Source organism: Burkholderia sp. RF7-non_BP4, from assembly GCF_001521935.1.
In the GTDB taxonomy this organism is placed as follows: Bacteria; Pseudomonadota; Gammaproteobacteria; order Burkholderiales; family Burkholderiaceae; genus Burkholderia; species Burkholderia diffusa.
The window spans coordinates 51,104-67,618 of sequence record NZ_LOTA01000010.1; the positions used below are offsets into that span (position 1 = coordinate 51,104).

A 16,515-nucleotide genomic window follows, 5' to 3' on the forward strand; every position below is an offset into this window, starting at 1 on the left:
GAATTTGAGTGGACGGAAAAGCGCGGTTTGTGATGAAATGCGCGCCATGACATCGAACCAGGCGAACAACGCGAATCCGACCGGCGCAGGCGGCCCAGGGCAGCCGGGCGCGGCCGATTCCGTGCCGGCGCCTGCCGCTTCGCCGTCGCCGACCTTCAGTCCGTTATACCAGCAGATCAAGTCATTGATCACGCAAAGCCTGGAATCCGGCGAGTGGAAGCCGGGCGAGATCATTCCGAGCGAAGTGGAGCTCGCGGCCCGTTACAAGGTCAGCCAGGGCACCGTTCGCAAGGCGATCGACGAACTGGCCGCCGAAAACCTGGTGGTCCGGCGGCAGGGCAAGGGCACTTTTGTTGCGACGCACAACGAAGATCGCGCGCAGTTCCGCTTTCTGCGTCTGCTGGCCGACGACGGTGCCGAGCATCCGCACGTGAGCCGCCTGCTCGAATGCCGGCGCCTGCGCGCGCCGGCCGAGATCGCGCGGCAGCTCGACCTGAAGCCGGCCGACCCGGTCGTGCAGGTGCGCCGCCTGCTGGAGTTCGAGAACGAAGTGACGGTGCTGGACGAGATCTGGCTGCCGGGCGCGATGTTCCGCGGGCTCACGTTCGAGCGGCTGAGCGAGTACAAGGGGCCGCTCTACGCGATGTTCGAGACGGAGTTCGGCACGCGGATGATCCGCGCGACGGAGAAGATCCGCGCGGTGGCGGCGGAGCCGGCGGTGGCCGACCTGCTGCACGTGCCGGCGGGTTTTCCTTTGCTGTCGGTGGAGCGTGTGTCCTATACATACGGAGACCGGCCGGTGGAAGTGCGACGCGGCTGGTATGTCACAACCGGGTATTACTATCAGAATGACTTGAGCTGACGACGTATCGGCACAAGCAGCGTGCGCGCGCGCTTCCCGTGTTCGCGTAGCACGTTTCGGGCCGCCTTTATTCCCGTTCGCGTAATGATCCAGAGCAGACTTTCGCTGCAGCGCGATATAAAAAGGCGCTAAAATCGCGGATTAGTGTGACAACATAGTAGGGGTCTAGCATGACTGACGCAGTAAGAAAGCCGAGGCCGGAATACCGGAACATCGGATTCGGCGATATCACGATGAAATATCGCATGCCCTTGGCGGCGATATTGTCGATCCTCCATCGAGTCAGCGGCGCGCTGCTGTTCCTGTTCCTGCCGTTCCTGCTGTTCCTCTTCGATCAGAGCCTCACCTCCGAGCTCAGCTTCGAAGTCTTCAAGGCTTTCCTCTCCAACATCGTCGTCAAGCTGATCGTCCTCGCGTTGTCCTGGGCGTTCCTCCACCATTTCTGCGCCGGCATTCGCCACCTGCTGATGGACGTCAATCACGACGCCGTCTCGAAGGAAGGCGGCAAGCGGACGGCCATCGTCGTCTTTGTCGTCTCGATCGCCCTGACGATCGCCATGGCACTCAAACTGTTCGGAGCATTCTAAGAAAATGGCAGCCAATAACCGAATCGGCTCGAAGCGCCTCGTCGTCGGCGCTCACTACGGCCTGCGCGACTGGCTCGCGCAGCGCGTCACCGCCACGATCATGGCGGTCTACACGGTCATTCTGCTCGTCCTGTTCTTCGGCGCGCATGACTTCTCGTACGAAGGCTGGGCATCGATCTTCTCCGCGCAATGGATGAAGCTCGCGACCTTCGTGACGCTGCTTTCCCTCTTCTACCACGCATGGGTCGGCGTGCGCGACATCTGGATGGACTACGTGAAGCCCGTCGGTGTGCGCCTGCTGCTGCAATCGCTGACCATCGTCTGGCTGCTCGCATGTGCGGGCTACGCCGCGCAGATTCTCTGGAGAGTGTAAAGAATGGCTGCAATCAAAACTTCCCTGCCGCGCCGCAAGTTCGACGTGGTGATCGTCGGCGCGGGCGGCTCGGGCTTGCGCGCAGCGCTGCAACTGTCGCGCGCGGGCCTGTCGGTCGGCGTGCTGTCGAAGGTGTTCCCGACCCGTTCGCACACGGTGGCCGCACAGGGCGGCATCGGCGCGTCGCTCGGCAACATGAGCGAAGACAACTGGCACTTCCACTTCTACGACACGATCAAGGGTTCCGACTGGCTCGGCGACCAGGACGCGATCGAGTTCATGTGCCGCGAAGCACCGAACGTCGTGTACGAACTGGAACACTTCGGCATGCCGTTCGACCGTAACGCGGACGGCACGATCTACCAGCGTCCGTTCGGTGGCCATACCGCGAACTACGGCGAGAAGCCGGTCCAGCGCGCTTGCGCGGCCGCCGACCGTACCGGTCACGCGCTGCTGCACACGCTGTACCAGCAGAACGTCGAAGCGAAGACGCAATTCTTCGTCGAATGGATGGCGCTCGACCTGATCCGCGACGCGGACGGCGACGTGCTCGGCGTGACGGCCCTCGAGATGGAGACGGGCGACGTCTACATCATGGAAGGCAAGACGACGCTGTTCGCGACGGGCGGCGCAGGCCGGATCTTCGCGGCGTCGACCAACGCGTTCATCAACACCGGCGACGGCCTCGGCATGGCTGCGCGCTCGGGCATCGCGCTGCAGGACATGGAGTTCTGGCAGTTCCACCCGACCGGCGTGGCCGGCGCGGGCGTGCTGATCACCGAAGGCGTGCGCGGCGAAGGCGGTATCCTGCGCAACGCGAACGGCGAGCGCTTCATGGAACGCTACGCACCGACGCTGAAGGATCTGGCGCCGCGTGACTTCGTGTCGCGTTCGATGGACCAGGAAATCAAGGAAGGCCGCGGCGTCGGTCCGAACAAGGACCACGTGCTGCTCGACCTGTCGCACATCGGCGCCGAGACGATCATGAAGCGTCTGCCGTCGATCCGCGAAATCGCGCTGAAGTTCGCGAACGTCGATGCGATCAAGGAACCGATCCCGGTCGTCCCGACGATTCACTATCAGATGGGCGGCATCCCGACCAACATCCATGGTCAGGTCGTCGGCACGTCGCGCGGCCACAAGGATCCGGTCAACGGCTTCTACGCAGTGGGCGAGTGCTCGTGCGTGTCCGTGCACGGCGCGAACCGCCTCGGCACGAACTCGCTGCTGGACCTCGTGGTGTTCGGCCGTGCGGCCGGCAACCACATCGTCGAGCACGTGAAGAACCAGAAGGAACACAAGCCGCTGCCGGCCGATGCAGGCGAATTCTCGCTGGCACGTCTGAACAAGCTCGACAAGTCGACCTCGGGCGAGTACACGCAGGACGTCGCCAACGACATCCGCGCGACGATGCAGAAGCACGCAGGCGTGTTCCGCACATCGGCACTGCTGAAGGAAGGCGTCGACCAGATGGCCGGCCTGAAGGCACGCGTGGAAAACATCCACCTGAAGGACAAGTCGAAGGTGTTCAACACCGCGCGCGTCGAAGCGCTCGAGCTGGAGAACCTGATCGAAGTCGCCCGCGCGACGATGGTGTCGGCGGAAGCGCGCAAGGAAAGCCGCGGCGCGCACGCACACAGCGATTACGAACATCGCGACGACGACAACTGGCTGCGCCACACGCTGTGGTACAGCGAAGGCGATCGCCTCGACTACAAGCCGGTTCAAATGAAGCCGCTGACGGTCGACTCCGTGCCGCCGAAGCCGCGCACGTTCTAAGCCGAGTCAAAGGAATCCGAAATGGCAAAACGCATTTTTGAAGTCTACCGCTACGATCCGGACAAGGACGCGGCGCCGCGCATGCAGACGTACGAGCTCGAGATCCAGCATGAGCGCATGCTGCTCGACGCACTGGTCAAGCTGAAGGCCGTGGACGAGACGCTGTCGTTCCGTCGCTCGTGCCGTGAAGGCGTGTGCGGTTCCGACGCGATGAACATCAACGGCAAGAACGGTCTGGCGTGCCTGACGAACCTGAACGAGCTGCCGCAGAAGATCGTGCTGCGCCCGCTGCCGGGCCTGCCCGTCGTGCGCGACCTGATCGTCGACATGACGCACTTCTTCAACCAGTATCACTCGATCAAGCCGTACCTGATCAACGACGCGCCGCCGCCCGAGAAGGAACGTCTCCAGTCGCCGGAAGAACGCGACGAGCTCGACGGCGTGTACGAGTGCATTCTGTGCGCGAGCTGCTCGACGTCGTGCCCGAGCTTCTGGTGGAACCCGGACAAGTTCGTCGGCCCGGCCGGCCTGCTGCAGGCTTACCGCTTCATCGCCGATAGCCGCGACACCGCCACCGGCGAGCGTCTCGACAACCTGGAAGACCCGTACCGTCTGTTCCGTTGCCACACGATCATGAACTGCGTCGACGTTTGCCCGAAGGGCCTTAACCCGACGAAGGCGATCGGCAAGATCAAGGAACTGATGGTTCGTCGCGCGGTTTGAAGTTTGTGATGAGCGACGATTCGCATCAATCCGACCCGCACCGTCGCGCGCGCCTCCGCTGGCGCGCGCGGCGGGGTCTGCTGGAAAACGACATCGTATTCGAGCGTTTCTTCAGCAGATACGAGCATGACCTCACCGATGCAGACGTAGGCGCGTTGTCGCGCCTGCTCGATCTGAGCGACAACGACCTGATGGACTTGCTCCTCGCGCGCAAGGAACCAGAGGGCGACCTAGACAGCCCGGACGTTCACCGGCTGTTGGAGATGCTGCGCAACGTGTAACGCGTTACGCCCGTTATCGAATCCCGTTTCTTTATTTCGATTGAGGATGTGCCATGACTCCGTCTGATGTTAAAGCCACGCTATCGTTCAGCGACAACTCGCCGAGCGTCGAAATGCCGATCTACAAGGGTACGATGGGCCCGGACGTGATCGACATCCGCAAGCTGTACGGCCAGACCGGCAAGTTCACTTACGACCCGGGCTTCATGTCGACGGCTTCGTGTAATTCGGCGATTACGTACATCGACGGCGACAAGGGCGAACTCCTGTACCGCGGTTATCCGATCGACAACCTCGCGCAGAACGCCGACTTCCTCGAGTCCTGCTACCTGCTGCTGAAGGGCGAACTGCCGAACGCGGCGCAGAAGAAGGAATTCGTCGACACCGTCACGAAGCACACGATGGTGCACGAGCAGATGCACTTCTTCTTCCGTGGCTTCCGCCGCGACGCGCACCCGATGGCGATCCTGGTCGCCGCAGTCGGCGCGCTGTCCGCGTTCTACCACGACTCGCTCGACATCAACGACCCGCGTCACCGCGAAGTGTCGGCGATCCGCATGATCGCGAAGCTGCCGACGCTCGTCGCGATGGCATACAAGTACAGCATCGGTCAGCCGTTCGTGTATCCGAAGAACTCGCTGTCGTACAGCGCGAACTTCATGCACATGATGTTCTCGAACCCGTGCGAAGAGTACAAGGTCAACGACGTGCTCGTCCGCGCACTCGACCGTATCCTGATCCTGCACGCCGACCACGAGCAGAACGCTTCGACGTCGACGGTTCGTCTGGCCGGCTCGTCGGGCGCGAACCCGTTCGCGTGTATCGCAGCCGGTATCGCATGTCTGTGGGGCCCGGCGCACGGCGGTGCGAACGAAGCCGCGCTGAACATGCTCGAGCAGATCGGTTCGCCGGACAACATCCCCGAATTCATCAAGCAGGTGAAGGACAAGAATTCGGGCGTGAAGCTGATGGGCTTCGGTCACCGCGTGTACAAGAACTACGACCCGCGTGCGAAGCTGATGCGCGAAACGTGCTACGAAGTGCTGAACGAACTCGGCCTGCACGACGACCCGCTGTTCAAGCTCGCGATGCAGCTCGAGAAGATCGCGCTGGAAGACGAATACTTCGTGTCGCGCAAGCTGTACCCGAACGTCGACTTCTACTCGGGTATCGTTCAGCGCGCGCTGGGCATCCCGACGTCGATGTTCACGTGTATCTTCGCGATGGCACGTACGGTCGGCTGGATCGCACAGTGGAACGAAATGATCGCGGATCCGGAACAGAAGATCGGCCGTCCGCGTCAGCTGTTCATCGGCGACACGCCGCGCGAAGCGAAGCCGCTCAACGCACGTTGAGTCGTGCGCGGCGCGAACGGTCGCAAGGCCGCTCGCGTCCGGCAATCGCAACGCCCCGACACCCCGGTGGGTCATCCCGCCGGGGTGTTTTCATTTGCGCGGCCGAACGGCATGGCGTTCCAGCGACGGCGGCCGCGTGTCGAGCGGTGGCGGCGCGCCGGCGTCGGGCGCGTGGCCATGCCGCGCGAAGAACTGCCGGTACGCGCCGGGCGTCATCCCGCGCGCGGCGAGGAACTGGCGGTTGAAGTTCGCGGCATTCGGAATGCCGCAGCGCGCGGCGACCGTCGCGATCGGCCAGTCGGTGCCGACCAGGTGGCGGCACGCATGCGCGAGCCGCAGCCGCTGCACGTAGCGGCCGACACTTTCGCCGAGGTGCCGCACGAACAGCCGCTGCAGCGTGCGTTCGGACATGTGCGCGACGGCGGCGAGTGCGTCGATGCGCAGCGGCTCATGGAAGCGCCGGTCGATCGCGTCGAGCACGCGGTCGAGGCGTTCGGCTTCGGGCGCGGCCGAGTCGGCCGATGACGCGGCGGCGTCGGGCCGGCCGTAGGCCTGGGCGGTGGCAAGCGGTTCGCCGCCGGCTTCAGCGAGATCGGCGAGCGTGTCGAGTGCGGCCGCGAGGCGGACGCGCGGCGATGAGTCGAGCAACTGCGGCAAGCGTGCGCGCATCGCGCGGGCCGTCTCGGCGTCGAACGCGAGACCGGGCGCCGCGCGACGCAGCAGCGAGCGCAGCGGCGCGTACTCGGGGCAGCAGTCGGCCATGCGTCGTGCCCAGTCGCCGTCAAACCAGACGACGAGCGCGACTTCCGGCGCGTCACGATCGATGCGCGCATTCGACGACCACGTGTGCGGCAGGTTGGGCGGGACGAGCACCAGGTCGTCGTCCCCGTAACGGGCGACATGATCGCCGACGAAGCGCCGGCCTCGGCTGTTCAGCGTCAGCGTCAGTTCGTATTCGGGATGCCGATGCCATTCGAACGGAATGTGCGCGAGTTGACGGTGATACACGCGAATCGAACAGCCGGGGGCGAACGTCACATGCTCGTATTGCGGCTTCATCGCGACCTCCGGTCGAGCGGGGCAGCGCGCCGTGGCATGATCGTGATCGATCGTCACGACGGAGCGATGCCATGTTTTCACATGTTTGCGTAGGCGTCAGCGATACCGCGCGCGCGTACGACTTCTACGCGCCGCTGTTCGCGGAACTCGGGCTGCGTCTGAAGTTCAGCGAGCCGGACGGCTGGTCGGGCTGGATGCCGGCCGATGCCGACCGGCCGCTGTTCTTCTTCGGCCCGCCCCTCGACCGCCGCGCGCCCGAACCGGGCAACGGCCATACGATCGCGTTCGACGTGCAGACGCGCGCGCGGGTCGACCGCTGTCATGCGCTCGCGCTGCAGCACGGCGGCACCTGCGACGGGCCGCCGGGGCTGCGGCCGCACTATCACGCCGACTACTACGGTGCGTATTTCCGCGACCCGGACGGCAACAAGCTGTGCGTGGTCTGCCATCGTCCCGAGTAGCGGATGGTTGTCGGGATTGTATCGATAGTTGACCGGATAGTGTCGATGACGGCACCGCGCCGGCCGTACGCTGAATGCTCGACACGACACACGATTCAGCGAGGAGACGACGATGCACCTGACGATTGACGATCTGCCGGCCGCGATCCGCACGGCGAAACGGGCGCTGCGCGCCGATCTGCCCGGTTACGCGGCCACGTTCCGCGAGCTGGAGGGCGATATCGCGCGGCAGGTCGACGCGATCCGCCGCGCGCACGCGCAAGGCCGCGACCTGATTCCGGTGCTGAAATTCGCGGACATCGCGAACGACACCGTCGATCCGCGGGCGATCGCCGCGATCCGTGCGCATGGCGCGGCGGTGATCCGCGGTGTGTTCGACGCGCAGCAGGCGCGCGACTGGAACGACGAGATCGGCGCCTATCTGGACGCGAACCGCTTCGCCGAGCGGCTGCATGCGCGCGCCGAGGACCGTTACTTCGGCAACCTCGCGTCGGGCAAGCCGCAGATTTACGGCGTCTACTGGTCGAAGCCGCAGGTGGCGGCGCGCCAGTCGCCGGCCCTCACGCGGGCACGCGTGTTCCTGAACCGGCTGTGGCGTCATGCGGACGGCGCGCGCACGCATTTCGATCCCGACCAGGTGCCGGCCTACGCGGACCGGATCCGCCGCCGGCCACCGGGCTCGACGTCGCTCGGGCTGTCGCCGCACGTCGACGGCGGCTCGGTCGAACGCTGGCTCGGCGCGAATTTCCGGCAGGTCTACCGCCACGTGCTGGCCGGCAACTGGCGCGATTACGATCCGTTCGACGCGGCGTTCCGCCCGGACGTCGAGGAGATTCCGTCGCCGGCCGTATGCTCGATGTTCCGCACGTTCCAGGGCTGGACCGCGCTGACGCCGCAAGGGCCCGGCGACGGCACGCTGCAGCTGATCCCGGTTGCGAACGCGATGGCGTACGTCGTGCTGCGTGCGCTGCAGGACGACGTCGCCGACGACGACCTGTGCGGCGCGCGTCCGGGTCGCGCGCTGTCGATCCTGCCCGAATGGCATGCGCTGCTGCTCGACGCGCTGGTGCCGATCCCGCACATGGAGCCGGGCGATGCGGTGTTCTGGCATGGCGACGTCGTGCATGCGGTCGAGGATGCGCATCGCGGCAGCGGCGACAGCAACGTGATGTACATCGCGGCCGCGCCCGGTTGCGCGAAGAACGATGCGTACCTCCAGCGCCAGCGGCTCGCGTTCCTGCGCGGCGACAGCCCGCCCGATTTCCCGGCCGATCATTTCGAGGTCGATTTCGACGGACGCGGCGGCGAGGGCGATCTGACGGCGCTGGGGCGTGCGCAAATGGGGTTCGCGCCTGTCGCCGCATGACGGATGCAGCGCACGGACGCATGGGTCGCTCCGGCACCCGCGTACGGCGCGTTTGCGCCGCGCACGCCGGCCGTCTGCCGAATCCGCTGCGTCACGCACGCAATTCGACGCGATCGGCTGCGGGCGCGCCCGAATTCGACGCGAATTGCGCAATTTGGCTTCCGATAATGGTCCGGACACAACGCAGCTGCCCGGTGCGCCGCACGGGGCAGCGTGACCATGGAGGAGTCGATGCAATTCACGCAAGCGATCGTTCGCCGTCCCGCGCCGTCCTGCGGCGCGGGTCTCACCACCGCCGCGCTCGGCGCGCCCGACTACGACAAGACGCTCACGCAGTTCCACGCATACTGCGACGCGCTGCGCGGCCTCGGTGTCGAACTGACCGAACTGCCGCCGCTGGACGCGTTTCCCGATTCGCACTTCGTCGAGGACGTCGCCGTCGTCACGCCTGAATTCGCGGTGATCACGCGCCCCGGCGCACCCGCGCGGCGCGGCGAGACGGCGCATATCGAAGCGGCGCTCGGTGCGCATCGCGACCTGCTGCCGATGCAGGCGGGCCGCCTCGACGGCGGCGACGTGATGCTCGTCGGCAAGCGCTTCTACATCGGCCTGACGAGCCGCACCGATGCCGAGGGCATCGCCGCGTTCGAGTCGCTGGTGTCGCGCTACGGCTATTCGGTCGTCGCGGTGCCGGTCGGCGCCGGCCTGCATCTGAAATCGGTGGTCAACGCGCTCGGCGACGACACGCTGCTCGTGACCGAGGCGCTGGCCGCGCATCCGGCGTTCGCCGACTATCGCCGGATCGCCATCTCGGCCGCCGATGAATACGCGGGCAACACGCTGCGCGTGAACGGCACGCTGATCACACCGGCCGGCTACCCGCGCGTGCACGACGCGATCGGCTCGCTCGGGCTGCCGCTGCACGTGATCGACACGAGCGAGTTCCGCAAGATGGACGGCGGCCTGACCTGCCTGTCGCTGCGCTTCTAGCCGATTGGCGCGCGGCCGCTTCGGCCGGATAATGTGGCCCCCGCGCGGAACTGGAGGAGACGCTCCGCGCGCCAGCCACCACCCGACCGGAGCGAACGCGGATGACCGACAAGAAGATGCAGCTCGACAAGATCGACCTCCGGATCCTCGATATCCTGCGCACCGACGGACGGATTTCGTACCGGAAGCTGTCGGAGCTCGTGAACCTCACGCCGCGCCCATGCCAGGCACGCGTGGAGCGGCTCGAGGCGCTCGGCGTGATCGAAGGCTATCGCGCGGTGATCAAGGCGCCGCGCGCGACCAAGCCGATCGTCGTGATCGCGCAGATCGTGCTGGCCGACCACGGCCGTTCGCAGGCGCCGTTCGAGGACGAGATGCGGAACAACCCGGCGGTGCTCGACTGCTGGCTCGTCAGCGGCACGTTCGATTTTCTCGTGCGGCTCGCGTGCGAGGATCTCGACGAATACCGGCGGATCGCGAACATGTGGCTGGAAAGTCAGCGGTTCCGGATCGAGAAGATCGTGACGACGGCCGAGCTGCAGGCGATCAAGCGCAGCGTCGTCTGACGCGGCCGTGCGCGTCCGGGCCGCCCGCATCGGACGCGCGGCCCGGCGAACAGGACCGTTCTTCGACGCGAATAACCGGGCCGATCGATTGGTATTCCGAATCAATTGGGGCGGCCCGAATCCAATCAGGGTGAACACTATGGATGCTTTGCAAGCGGCAGTGGAGACGGCCCCGCCGTCCGGAACGGCGCTGAAGCGCCGGCTGCAGAGCCGCCACATCGCGATGATCGCGATCGGCGGCTCGATCGGCACGGGGCTGTTCGTCGCGTCGGGCGCATCGGTCGCGCAGGCGGGGCCGGGCGGCGCGATCGCCGCGTATGTCGCGATCGGGCTGATGGTCTACTTCGTCGTCACCGGGCTCGGCGAGATGGCCGCGCTGATGCCGGTGTCGGGCTCGTTCGCGATCTACGGCGAGAAGTACGTCGACGAAGGCTTCGGCGTCGCGCTCGGCTGGACCTACTGGTACAGCTGGGCGGTGACGATCGCGATCGAACTCGTCGCCGGGCAGATCGTGATGCGCTACTGGTTTCCAGCCGTGCCGGGCGTGTGGTGGGGCGCGGGCTTCCTGGTGCTGATCTTCCTGCTGAACACGCTGTCGGTGCGCGGCTTCGGCGAATCCGAATACTGGTTCTCGCTGATCAAGGTCGTCACCGTGATCGCGTTCATCGCGGCGGGGTTGCTGATCGCGGCGGGCCTGCTCGGCAACGGGCATCCGGTCGGCTGGCGCAACTTCAGGACCGGCGATGCGCCGTTCGTCGGCGGCGTGCACGCGATGATGAGCGTCGCGCTGATCGCGGGCTTCTCGTTTCTCGGCACCGAGCTGGTCGGGATCACGGCCGGCGAATCGGAAAACCCGCGCAAGACGATCCCGCGCGCGGTGAAGCAGATCTTCTGGCGGATCATGCTGTTCTACGTGCTCGCGATCTTCGTGATCGGCCTGCTGGTGCCGTACACCGACCCGAACCTGCTGAAGAGCGACGTGACCGACATCGGCGTGAGTCCGTTTACGCTCGTGTTCAGCCATGCGGGCTTTCCGCTTGCCGCGGGCGCGATGAACCTCGTGATCCTGACGGCCGTGCTGTCGGCCGGCAACTCCGGCACGTATGCGGCGACGCGGATGTTGTACAACCTCGCGGCGGAAGGCCGTGCGCCCGCGATGTTCGCGACGCTGTCGCCGGGCGGCGTGCCGCGCAACGCGCTTTACGCGACGATGGCGGTGGGCGGCCTGTGCTTCCTCACGTCGCTGACCAACAACCAGCGCATCTATCTGTGGCTGCTCAATACGGTCGGCATCACCGGTTTCATCGCGTGGCTCGGCATCGCGGTCTGCCACTACCGGTTCCGCAAGGGCTTTCTGAAGCAGGGCTACCGGCTCGATCAACTGCCGTATCGCGCAAAGTGGTTCCCGTTCGGGCCGTTGTTCGCGATCGCGGTCTGCAGCGTGATCTCGCTCGGGCAGGATTACCAGGCGTTCTTCGCCGCTCGCATCGACTGGATGGAAGTGCTGTCGATCTATGTGTGGATTCCGCTGTTCGTCGCGATCTGGTGGGCGTATCGCCGCGCGCGCAAGAGCCGGCTCGTGCGGTACGAGGAGATGGAGATCGGGCCGTGGCTGACGCGCCCGGTCGGCGACGCGGGGGAAACGCGCGAGCGGTCGTCGCGCGGCGCGTAGCGTGCATGCGGCCGCGGGCCGGGATACCATCGCCTTCGCGTAGCGTGCCGGACAGGGCCTCCGGCACGTCGCGCGTTTCCCGATCGATTCCGCGTCCAGCACACAACATGACAATACAGCCGAACCGCGTTTCTTCCTCTTCATTCGTTTCCGCCGCCAGCGTGCGCGAGCTTGCCGATGCCGTGCGCACGGCCGAACGCCGCGCTGTCGATCTGGCCGACGACGCACTCGCGCGTCTCGTGGCGATCGCGCCGCTCAATGCGATGGTGCACGTCGATGGCGAACTCGCGCGCCGCACGGCCGAGCACGTCGATGCGCGCGTCGCCCAGGGCGACGTGTTACCGCTTGCCGGCGTGCCGTTCGTGATCAAGGACAACCTCGATACCGCCGGGATGCCGACGCTCGGCGCGAGCCCGGCGGTGAACGGCTATCGGGCGGCCTCGGACGCGCTGACCGTGCGGCGCCTGCTTGACGCCGGCGCGGTGCCGCTCGGCAAGGCGAACATGCACGAGCTTGCGTTCGGCATCACGAGCGGCAACCGGCACTTCGGCGCGGTCGGCAATCCGCAGGATCCGCGGCGTATCGCCGGCGGGTCGAGCGGCGGCACGGCGGCGGCCGTCGCGGCCGGTATCCCGTTCGGTCTCGGTACCGACACGGGCGGCTCGGTGCGGATTCCGGCCGCATTTTGCGGTGTCTACGGATTGCGGCCGTCCGCGCAGCGCTATTCGGCGCACGGCGTGCTGTCGCTGTCGCCCACGCGCGACACGGTGGGGCCGATCGGACATGGCATCGACGATCTGCTGCTGCTCGACGCGGTGCTGACGCGCGACGACGGCATCGCGACCGCACCCGAATGGCCGCAGTTGCGCATCGGCGTGCCGGGCGCACCGTACTTCGACGCGCTCGATCCGGGCGTCGCGACCTGCATCGAGCGTGCGCTCGCGTCGTTCGCGGCGGCCGGCGCGACGCTCGTGCCGTTGCCGGCGATGCCGCTGCACGAGGCCAGCGAAGCATGCGGCTTTCCGCTCGTGGGATACGAGGCGAACCAATACTGGCGCCGCTTCGCGGCGGAACGGCTCGGCATCCCGTTCGACACGTTCGTCGAGCGGATCGCGAGCGACGACGTGCGCGCGATCTTCCGGTCGTTCGTGTCCGCGCCGGTCGATGCGCAGGCGTATGCGGACGCGATCGCGTGCCGTCGGCGTCTCGTGCGCTGGTACGACGACGCGTTCGGTACGCCGGTCGACTGCATCGCGATGCCCACGGTGCCGGGCGAGCCGCCGTCGCTCGACGACACGGCCGCGATGACCGCCGCGCAGGATGCCGCGCTGTTCGCGCGCGTCGCGCGCCAGACTTCGCCGGCGACGCTCGCCGGCGTGCCGTCCGTCTCGATCCCGGCCGGACGCTCCCCGCAAACGGCGCTGCCGGTCGGGCTGATGCTGGAAGGGCCATGGGGCGGCGATCGCCGTCTGCTCGCGATCGCCCGGCGGATCGACGCGCTGCTGCGGGACGATGCGGCGCGCGCGTGAGTCGCCGCGCGCCTGCCACGTTCACGCCGGGTTCAGGCGAGATATGCCTTCATGAAGTCGACCCATGCACGTACTTTCTGCGGCACGTGCGGGGTCGACGGGTACAGCGCATAGACGGCCTGCGGCGGAAACCGGTAGCCGGGGAGCGCATCGACCAGCGCGCCGCTCGCGAGATCGTCGCGCACGAGCCATTCGGGCAGCAGCGCGACACCGCTGCCTTGCCGCGCGAGCACGCGCAGGACCGACGCGTTGTCGACCACGACGCGCGGCTTGGCACCGGGCCGGAACGCGTGCGGGTTGCCGTCGCGATCGGCGAGCGGCCACGTGGCGATGCGCTCGAGCCGCGTATGGCCGAGCTGCGGCAGCCGGGCGAGCGTGTCCGGCGAATCGATGTGCGACAGGCCGGCCGCGGCGAGCAGTGACGGCGCGATCACGGGCCGCACTTCGTACGTCGCGAGGCACGCGCCGCGGTACGGCAGATCCTGGAACTGTTCGAGGCGGCCGAGCCGGATCGCCACGTCGACGCGCTCGCGCACCAGATCGACCTGCGACGCGTGCGTCTCGAGCCGCACGCGCAGCGCGGGATGCCGCTGCATGAACGTGTGCAGCGCGGGGGCGACGACCATCGTCCCGTACTCGACGGTCGACGTCACGCGCAGCACGCCGTGCATCCCGCCATGCTCGCTGCGCGCGTCCTCGATCGCGCTTTCGGCTTCCTCCAGCACGCGCAGGCAGCGCGCATGGAAGCGCTCGCCCGCGTCGGTCAGCTCGACGCGCCGCGTGGTGCGCGTGAGCAGGGTGACGCCGAGCTCGGCTTCCAGCTGCTTGATGTTGAAGCTCACCGCGGCCCGGGCCTGGTTCAGCTGGGCGGCGGCGGCCGTAAACGACCCTGCTTCCACGACGGCGCGGAAGACGGCGAAACGATCGAGACTCACCATGGCGTGTCGGATCCGAGACGGAAAACCGACATGGTGCCCTGATTGTCAAAATTTTTCGACCAGTCCTGCCGTCCGGCCGGGCTTATCGACGTGCGCGGCGAACCTTACACTGCGGCGTTTCGTTCGTCTTCCGCCGCCATGACCGATCGCTCGAAAATCGCCGCCGTCTACCTGCTCGGGTTCGCGATCGACCTCGCCAACATGTTCGTCATCAATGCCGCCTATCCGACGATCCAGCGCGAGCTGCACGCGTCGGTCGCGCAGCTGGCGTGGATCGGCAACGCGTACGTGCTCGGGCTGACGGTCGTGATCCCGCTCGGTACGTGGCTCGCGCGCCGCTTCGGCGAGCGCCGGCTGCTGATCGCGTCGCTGCTGCTGTTCGCGCTCGGCAGCCTCGGCGTCGGCCTGTCGGCGTCGATCGGCGCACTGTTGGCATGGCGGCTGGTCCAGGGGCTCGGCGGCGGATTGCTGATCCCGGTCGGGCAGACGATGGCCTATCGTGCGTATCCGCCCGATGCGCGGGCGCATCTGACGTCGATCGTGATGATGGTCGCGCTGCTCGTGCCGGCGCTGTCGCCGGCGCTGGGCGGCGTGGTCGTGGATCGTGTGTCGTGGCGGGCGATCTTCTTCGGAATGCTGCCGCTCGCCGCGGTCACGAGCGTGCTCGCGTTCGCGTGGCTGCCGGCCGACGAACCGGACGGCAGCCCGCCGGCGCTCGACGTGCGCGGCCTCGGGCTGAGCGCCGCGGCGCTCGTTGCGCTGCTGCTCGGCCTGACGTTCGCGGGACAGCCGGGCGCGGGCCGCGACGCGTTCGTTCCGCTCGCGATCGCGCTCGTCGCCGGTGGTGCGTATGTCGCGCACGCACGCAGCGCTGCCGCGCCGCTGCTCGACCTGCGCCTGGTTGCGCAGCCGCTGCTGCGGATCGGGCTGATCGTCTACCTGTGCGTGCCGGGCGTGTTCACCGGCGTGAACCTCGTCGCCGCGCTGTATCTGCAGAACGCGCTCGGGCTCAGTGCGACGCATACGGGCGCGCTGATGGTGCCGTGGGCGATCGCGTCGTTCGCCGCGATCGCGACGACGCGCCGCTGTTTCCCGAAGTGGGGGCCGAAGCCGCTGTTCATGAGCGGGATCGCGATCGACGCGATCGGGATCGTGTTGCTCGCGACCCCGCTTGCCGGTTTCGAGGCCGGGCGCGTGCTCGCGTTCGTCGCGATGGGGCTCGGCGCCAGCATGTGCACGAGCACGTCGCAAAGCGCGGCGTTTCTCGATGTCCCCGCCACGCGAATGGGCGACGCGAGCGCGCTGTGGAACATCAATCGGCAACTGAGCTTCTGTCTCGGCGTCGCGGTGCTGGGCAGCGCGTTGAACTTCCTGTTGTCGATGCACGGGGACGATGGGCGGCTGCCGTACCAGCAATGTTTCGGCCTGGCTGCGCTGGCGACGCTGCTGCCGCTGCCGTTCGTCGCGCGCCTCGCCGCGCACCGTGCGCCCGCCGGGCGTGCGGTTTCTCAACGTTCGTGAGTTTCGAGATGAATTCGTCAAACCCGTTTTTCCAGGAAGTGGTCGACGCGCACGTCGACATCGAGCAATGGTTGTCCGGCAGCGCGGCGCGCGAGGGGCTCGCGCCGCTGCTCGCGCGCTTTTCGCGGGACTTCTCGATGATCTCGCTGCACGGGCATGCGCTCGACTACGCGGATATCGACATCCTGTTCTCGCGCGGCTTCGGCGCGCGGCCCGGCCTGCGGATCGCGATCGACGAACTGCACGAAGTGAGCACGTGGCAGGGCGGCTCGACGATCGCCTATCGCGAGACGCAGACCGACGCGGCAGGGCGGCGAACGGTGCGCCGTTCGACCGTCGTGTTCGAGCGCGACGCCGATGGTCGCATCGGCTGGCTGCGGCTGCACGAGACGCCGGTGACGGGCTGACCGTTACCCGCAACGCCTGACGCCGCCGCGCGGCGGCAGGCACATG

At 66.9% G+C, this 16,515-nt stretch carries 17 protein-coding genes; 15 read left to right on the forward strand and 2 right to left on the reverse strand.

What is annotated here, in order from left to right:
- Positions 1–37 precede the first annotated feature (37 nt).
- From WS49_RS04050 to gltA, 7 genes are all read left to right on the forward strand, one after another.
- Positions 38–862 (forward strand): GntR family transcriptional regulator, encoded by an 825-nt coding sequence (locus WS49_RS04050; RefSeq protein ID WP_082721900.1) that lies wholly within the window; start codon positions 38–40, stop codon positions 860–862.
- Between the two features lie 170 nt (positions 863–1,032).
- Complete coding sequence (gene sdhC, locus WS49_RS04055; RefSeq protein ID WP_059524712.1) at positions 1,033–1,449, forward strand: succinate dehydrogenase, cytochrome b556 subunit; 417 nt, start codon at positions 1,033–1,035, stop codon at positions 1,447–1,449.
- Positions 1,450–1,453: 4 nt separating this feature from the next.
- Positions 1,454–1,822, forward strand: a complete 369-nt coding sequence (gene sdhD / locus WS49_RS04060) for a succinate dehydrogenase, hydrophobic membrane anchor protein (RefSeq protein ID WP_006399546.1) — start codon at positions 1,454–1,456, stop codon at positions 1,820–1,822.
- 3 nt (positions 1,823–1,825) lie between these two features.
- Positions 1,826–3,601 carry a succinate dehydrogenase flavoprotein subunit gene (gene sdhA, locus WS49_RS04065; RefSeq protein ID WP_059524714.1) on the forward strand — a complete coding sequence of 592 codons (1,776 nt, stop codon included), beginning with the start codon at positions 1,826–1,828 and terminating at the stop codon, positions 3,599–3,601.
- A gap of 21 nt (positions 3,602–3,622) precedes the next feature.
- A complete protein-coding gene (locus WS49_RS04070; RefSeq protein WP_059524716.1) occupies positions 3,623–4,324 on the forward strand; it encodes a succinate dehydrogenase iron-sulfur subunit in 702 nt (233 codons plus the stop codon).
- Positions 4,325–4,332: 8 nt separating this feature from the next.
- On the forward strand, positions 4,333–4,605 hold the full coding sequence (locus WS49_RS04075) for an FAD assembly factor SdhE (RefSeq protein WP_059450790.1): 273 nt from the start codon (positions 4,333–4,335) through the stop codon (positions 4,603–4,605).
- Between the two features lie 53 nt (positions 4,606–4,658).
- Positions 4,659–5,960 (forward strand): citrate synthase, encoded by a 1,302-nt coding sequence (gene gltA / locus WS49_RS04080; RefSeq protein WP_011881720.1) that lies wholly within the window; start codon positions 4,659–4,661, stop codon positions 5,958–5,960.
- 90 nt (positions 5,961–6,050) lie between these two features.
- On the opposite strand, the gene WS49_RS04085 is transcribed toward gltA, so the two are convergent.
- The gene (locus tag WS49_RS04085) at positions 6,051–7,019 is read right to left on the reverse strand and encodes a helix-turn-helix domain-containing protein (RefSeq protein ID WP_059525641.1); all 969 of its coding nucleotides are present in this window, start codon (positions 7,017–7,019) and stop codon (positions 6,051–6,053) included.
- A 71-nt stretch (positions 7,020–7,090) separates the two neighbouring features.
- Between WS49_RS04085 and WS49_RS04090 the strand changes: the two genes are divergently transcribed.
- The 6 genes from WS49_RS04090 to iaaH all read left to right on the forward strand — a co-directional run bounded on the left by WS49_RS04090 (position 7,091) and on the right by iaaH (position 13,603).
- The gene (locus WS49_RS04090) at positions 7,091–7,480 is read left to right on the forward strand and encodes a VOC family protein (protein WP_059524718.1); all 390 of its coding nucleotides are present in this window, start codon (positions 7,091–7,093) and stop codon (positions 7,478–7,480) included.
- Between the two features lie 112 nt (positions 7,481–7,592).
- Positions 7,593–8,846 carry a DUF1479 domain-containing protein gene (locus WS49_RS04095; protein WP_059524720.1) on the forward strand — a complete coding sequence of 418 codons (1,254 nt, stop codon included), beginning with the start codon at positions 7,593–7,595 and terminating at the stop codon, positions 8,844–8,846.
- Positions 8,847–9,077: 231 nt separating this feature from the next.
- Positions 9,078–9,836: a dimethylarginine dimethylaminohydrolase family protein gene (locus WS49_RS04100; protein ID WP_059525643.1), complete on the forward strand. Its 759-nt coding sequence runs from the start codon at positions 9,078–9,080 to the stop codon at positions 9,834–9,836.
- 101 nt (positions 9,837–9,937) lie between these two features.
- Positions 9,938–10,402: an Lrp/AsnC family transcriptional regulator gene (locus WS49_RS04105; protein WP_059524722.1), complete on the forward strand. Its 465-nt coding sequence runs from the start codon at positions 9,938–9,940 to the stop codon at positions 10,400–10,402.
- 139 nt (positions 10,403–10,541) lie between these two features.
- Entirely contained in the window at positions 10,542–12,074 is a 1,533-nt protein-coding gene (locus WS49_RS04110; RefSeq protein ID WP_059524724.1) for an amino acid permease, read from the forward strand.
- Positions 12,075–12,181: 107 nt separating this feature from the next.
- Complete coding sequence (gene iaaH / locus WS49_RS04115; protein WP_059524726.1) at positions 12,182–13,603, forward strand: indoleacetamide hydrolase; 1,422 nt, start codon at positions 12,182–12,184, stop codon at positions 13,601–13,603.
- 32 nt (positions 13,604–13,635) lie between these two features.
- Here iaaH and WS49_RS04120 read toward each other — a convergent pair whose 3' ends face one another.
- The gene (locus tag WS49_RS04120) at positions 13,636–14,541 is read right to left on the reverse strand and encodes a LysR family transcriptional regulator (protein ID WP_059524728.1); all 906 of its coding nucleotides are present in this window, start codon (positions 14,539–14,541) and stop codon (positions 13,636–13,638) included.
- A gap of 138 nt (positions 14,542–14,679) precedes the next feature.
- Here WS49_RS04120 and WS49_RS04125 point away from each other — a divergent pair, with 138 nt between their 5' ends.
- Entirely contained in the window at positions 14,680–16,062 is a 1,383-nt protein-coding gene (locus WS49_RS04125) for an MFS transporter (RefSeq protein WP_059524730.1), read from the forward strand.
- An 8-nt stretch (positions 16,063–16,070) separates the two neighbouring features.
- Positions 16,071–16,469 carry a hypothetical protein gene (locus WS49_RS04130; protein ID WP_059524732.1) on the forward strand — a complete coding sequence of 133 codons (399 nt, stop codon included), beginning with the start codon at positions 16,071–16,073 and terminating at the stop codon, positions 16,467–16,469.
- Positions 16,470–16,515 lie beyond the last annotated feature (46 nt).